This is a genomic window from Pedobacter sp. 10L46_2, from assembly GCF_056395165.1.
Genome location: NZ_JBFTIZ010000440.1, coordinates 1 through 4,387 on the forward strand (window position 1 = coordinate 1; position 4,387 = coordinate 4,387).

The 4,387-nt window shown below is 37.6% G+C and carries 5 protein-coding genes; 4 read left to right on the top strand and 1 reads right to left on the bottom strand.

Annotation, left to right across the window (positions count from 1 at the left end; translation table 11 throughout):
* Positions 1 to 1,057, bottom strand: a 1,057-nt coding sequence (locus AC1DDX_RS26425; protein ID WP_477622925.1) for a hypothetical protein, incomplete at its 3' end; no start/stop codon positions are given.
* A 147-nt stretch (positions 1,058 to 1,204) separates the two neighbouring features.
* Here AC1DDX_RS26425 and AC1DDX_RS26430 point away from each other — a divergent pair.
* From AC1DDX_RS26430 to AC1DDX_RS26445, 4 genes are all read left to right on the top strand, one after another.
* Positions 1,205 to 2,287: a TonB-dependent receptor gene (locus AC1DDX_RS26430; protein WP_477622926.1), complete on the top strand. Its 1,083-nt coding sequence runs from the start codon at positions 1,205 to 1,207 to the stop codon at positions 2,285 to 2,287.
* The gene (locus tag AC1DDX_RS26435) at positions 2,224 to 3,375 is read left to right on the top strand and encodes an outer membrane beta-barrel family protein (protein WP_477622927.1); all 1,152 of its coding nucleotides are present in this window, start codon (positions 2,224 to 2,226) and stop codon (positions 3,373 to 3,375) included. Before AC1DDX_RS26430 ends, AC1DDX_RS26435 begins: the two co-directional genes overlap by 64 nt.
* Positions 3,376 to 3,428: 53 nt before the next feature.
* The gene (locus AC1DDX_RS26440) at positions 3,429 to 4,085 is read left to right on the top strand and encodes a carbonic anhydrase family protein (RefSeq protein WP_262889307.1); all 657 of its coding nucleotides are present in this window, start codon (positions 3,429 to 3,431) and stop codon (positions 4,083 to 4,085) included.
* 40 nt (positions 4,086 to 4,125) lie between these two features.
* On the top strand, positions 4,126 to 4,387 hold a 262-nt coding region (locus AC1DDX_RS26445), incomplete at its 3' end, for a family 43 glycosylhydrolase (protein ID WP_477622928.1).

The window sequence follows — 4,387 nt, forward strand, 5'->3', positions numbered from 1 at the left end:
GTATTAAAGAAGACTGGTGTTCTTTCTCGAGTAGTTTGGCTCTTATAGTGTGTAAATAAAGCATAGATAGTACAATTAGGGTATAACATATGAAAAGAAAAAAATCATAAACGATAAATGCACTCGCTACTGCACTCATCAGTAAACCAACAAATACTACCCAGGCACCTTTTACATTTCTAAATAACGCATTTACTACAATAATGAGCGAGAAAAACCACATGGTGTAACTAAACAACATGGCTGTCCAGTCGTAATGCCTGAAATTATCGATGTAAATCCAGATCAGAATCAGTAATTGCAGACCTAAAAGCCAGAACTTCTTTTTAAAGTAAAACTGAATGGTAAAATAGAAAGGGACAAGAAGGGAAATGGCAAAGGTAAGCCAGCCAACAATTTCCAACCGTGTGTAAAAGTGGCTGTAAGGAATGGTAATGTAAAACTTCACATGCTCAACCCCCAGCAGAGCAAAGAAAAGCAGACAAATGATTCCAAAAATTAGAACATCCAACTCTTTACGACTGCTGTTAATGTACAGGAAGAAATAATAGAAAGCTGCAACAAGAAAAGCACCTGCCATTAAATTCATATATGAAGTGGCAACTAGAGGTCTTTGAATCAATGCCTTATAATATTGTAGTTTAACATCAACACCTCTTAATTCTCCTGTATTAAAATGTTGTGCAGTTCTTAACGCTAATGTGTGTAAACCGGATCTGGCCAGTGAATCAGGCAACAAAAAATCGCTCATTTCGGTACCTGGTACCTCATGGATTTTATCTTTTGCAAACTCACCGTTTTTACCAACGAATACACCATCCCAGTAGACATCGAAGGAACCAAAACTGTGAATCCCTAAACCCACAGAAATACTGTCTTTAGGATCTCTGTTTGTGATGCGTACGTTAACTCTGGACCAAAAAACGGCAGTTTTTGGATCCCGTTCCTTCTCCCAGCCGCTGGTATCATAGTTCTTTTTTGCCCAGTTCAAATCGTCGCCGTTTTTATAGACGGCGTCTGTATATTCATAATGGAGATCCTGTTTACAGGATGACAAAAAGAGGGTTAGAAAGAATAAGAAGCGAAATTTAACCATGATGTAAAGCTAAACTGAATATAAGACAGAAAAATGTATTTCAAAAGGATATAGAGCCGTTGGCATGTTTTATTGTGTTTTGAACGGCCGCAGTCTTAATCTTGCCTCATGAAAAAACTACTCATCACTATCATGGTCTGTGTTATAGGCTCTACGATTAATGCACAGCAAAACAATCAAATACCATCAAAGGGATTGGTAAATGGCAAATTAACTGACCAAGCACAACTCGCACTGCCTTACGTAACTATTCAAGTTAAAAATATCCTTGGGAAACTTATTTTAAGCACCATTAGTGATGAGAAAGGAGAATTTCTTTTAGAAGGATTGCCTGAAGAAAATGTCATATTGGAATTTAGCCTAATAGGTTATAAAACCTTAAGTCGAAACGTTGAGCTAAGTCCTTCAGCCTATAAACTGGATATTGGAAATATTAGCCTTATGCAAGATACAACCGTTCTAAAAGAAGTTTCGATCACTGCAGAAAAAAGTATGATTAGTTTAAAACTGGATAAAAAGGTCTTTGAGGTTGGAAAAGACATCTTATCTCAAAGCGGTTCAGTTAACGATATATTAAACAGCGTACCATCTGTAGCGATAAATCCTGAAGGCGCAGTAAGGCTAAGAGGCAATAGCAATGTGATGGTTTTAATTAATGGTCGGCGTTCGGGATTAACGCAAAGCAATTTACTCGATCAGATCCCTGCCGGTCTAATTGATAAGATTGAGGTTATTTCCAATCCCTCTTCCCGTTACGATGCCGGAGGATCTGCCGGAATCATTAACATCATCCTTAAAAAGAATAAAATTGGTGGGCTAAATGGCCAGCTAAAGGTGGTAGGAGGGCTTCCTAATGATAACCGTATAAATCCCAGTTTGAATTATAAGTCAGATAAAATTAACCTGTTCTCTACGCTGGGCATCCGTTTATCGGATTATAAAGGTTTTTACAGCAGTAATCAAAGCGTGTTGGATAATGAACAGCAGCGTTTCTTAACTCAAACACAGGATGAAGACCGACATGATGACGGTAAATTGATATATCTCGGTGCTGACTATCTCATTAATGCACACAATACAATGACTGCAGCCTACTTTAAAAATGCGACTAAAGATCATGACAAACTTTGCCGGGTATCAGGACCAGTTCTATTGGCAGTAGTAAGGATTTCTTACTTCAAAGCGATTTAGAACAACCACTAACCGAAAAATCGATGCTTGAACTGGGGCTAAAACTCGAGAACAGAAAAGTAACAAGTGATTTTTATGCAGAACAACAACAAGGAGATCAATGGGTTATTTATTACAATATCAACAATAAACTTCAGTACAATGAACTGATTAGCAGTGCCTATGCTCAATTCAGCAATAAAGGTAAGAGGTTTTCTTATATGTTGGGTTTGCGTTCAGAACTTACCAAAATTAGTATTGAAGATCGACTAGGTGACTACCAAAATAAAAAAAATTACATCCGCATATTTCCTACGCTTAACCTGAGCTATCAGCTCAATGAAGAAACGACGACACAGTTTAGCTATAGCAAAAGAATTAATCGCCCATCATTATGGATGTTGTATCCATTTAATGAACTTACAGATCTTAACTCTCAATTTATTGGCAATCCTGCTCTAAACCCTTCGTATGCGGATGTGCTGGAACTTGGCTTATTGAAGCATTGGGGAGATTTAACCTTTAATCCTTCTGTCTACTACCAAAATAACTCTGATATTATCCAAATGTACACCTATCGGAACAACGATATATTTTATACTATTCCGGTTAATATTGACGGTGAGATCAGACAGGGGCTTGAGCTTTCTTTACTTTATAATCCATGGAAATGGTTACAGTTGAATGCCGAATTAAATGGTTATGAGTTCCAGCAAAAGGGGTTTTATCTGGGTCAGGATTTTGATTTTAATGGAAATGCCACAACAGGAAGGTTTAGCACTCAGGCAAAAATATCAACGATGATGAATTTACAGTTGCGTTACAATTATACAGGTGCAACAACCAATGCACAAAGTCATACCTGGTCCGTTCACTATCTGGATTTCGGACTAAGCAGGAATGCGCTGAAGGAAAAAATGACAATTACACTAGATGGAAGTAATGTACTCAATACGCGCAAAACTAAAACTTTAACCACTGGCGATAATTATATTTATAATCAGCTAAGTAACCCTAATGCTTCACGTTATCGTTTAACTATGGTTTATCGCTTTAATCTTAAGGATAGCCAATCGATTAGACAGGCAAAAAGCGGAAATAGAAACTAAAAAAACCGTAAGGACTCATTTTTTTTGACTTTTTCTTAGATTGCATCACAAAATTGTCGTGCATGAAAACTTTAACAAAAGAAGATCAGGAAGCTATAACACCAATAATGGCGCTAAATTTATTGGAAGAGGGAAATAAACGATTTGTTAATAACCTGAAAATCAACCGAAATCTTTTACAGCAAGCAAATGAAACCTCAGATGGTCAACATCCGTTCGCTATAATTTTAAGTTGCATAGACAGTCGCACATCTGCGGAATTAATTTTTGACCAGGGTTTGGGTGATATTTTCAGTATCCGGATTGCAGGTAACATTATTAATGAGGACGTTTTAGGAAGCATGGAATTTGGCTGCAGGCTTGCAGGTGCAAAAATTATCGTTGTTCTGGGCCATACCAGGTGCGGAGCAATTAAAGGTGCCTGCGATCATGTGGAGATGGGCAACCTTACTTCTTTGCTCTCGAAAATCAGGCCTGCTGTGGATGATGAGCTGACCATAAAAGAGAACCGCAATTCTAACAACAGCGAATTTGTTGAAAAGGTAGCCGCTATAAATGTTAATAGGTCTGTTAAATCGATACTGGAGCGAAGTCCCATTCTCAAAGAAATGGTAGAAGGAGGTCAAATCGGAATCATCGGGGGCCTTCACGATATTACCACAGGAGTAGTTACATTTTATCCGGGAACGATAGATTTGGGTAAAAAGTGAAAAATAAATATAGATTTGTGAAATGATAAATGGCCGTTTTATGGATATAAGGTATATTAATACTACAGTAATATGTGCTGTTTTCATGTGTGTATTGCTATCATGTGGCGTTAAAAGAAGAGATGCAGATAAAAATGTTGCTCCTGCCGATGTTCAATTGGTAAACCCTGCATTACCTGGCGACAATCCGGATCCTTCAATTATAAGGATAGGCAAAGTTTATTATGCTACGTCAACTACTAATGAATGGGCACCTTATTTTACCATCTATAAATCGGTAGATTTGAAGAACTGGGTATTGG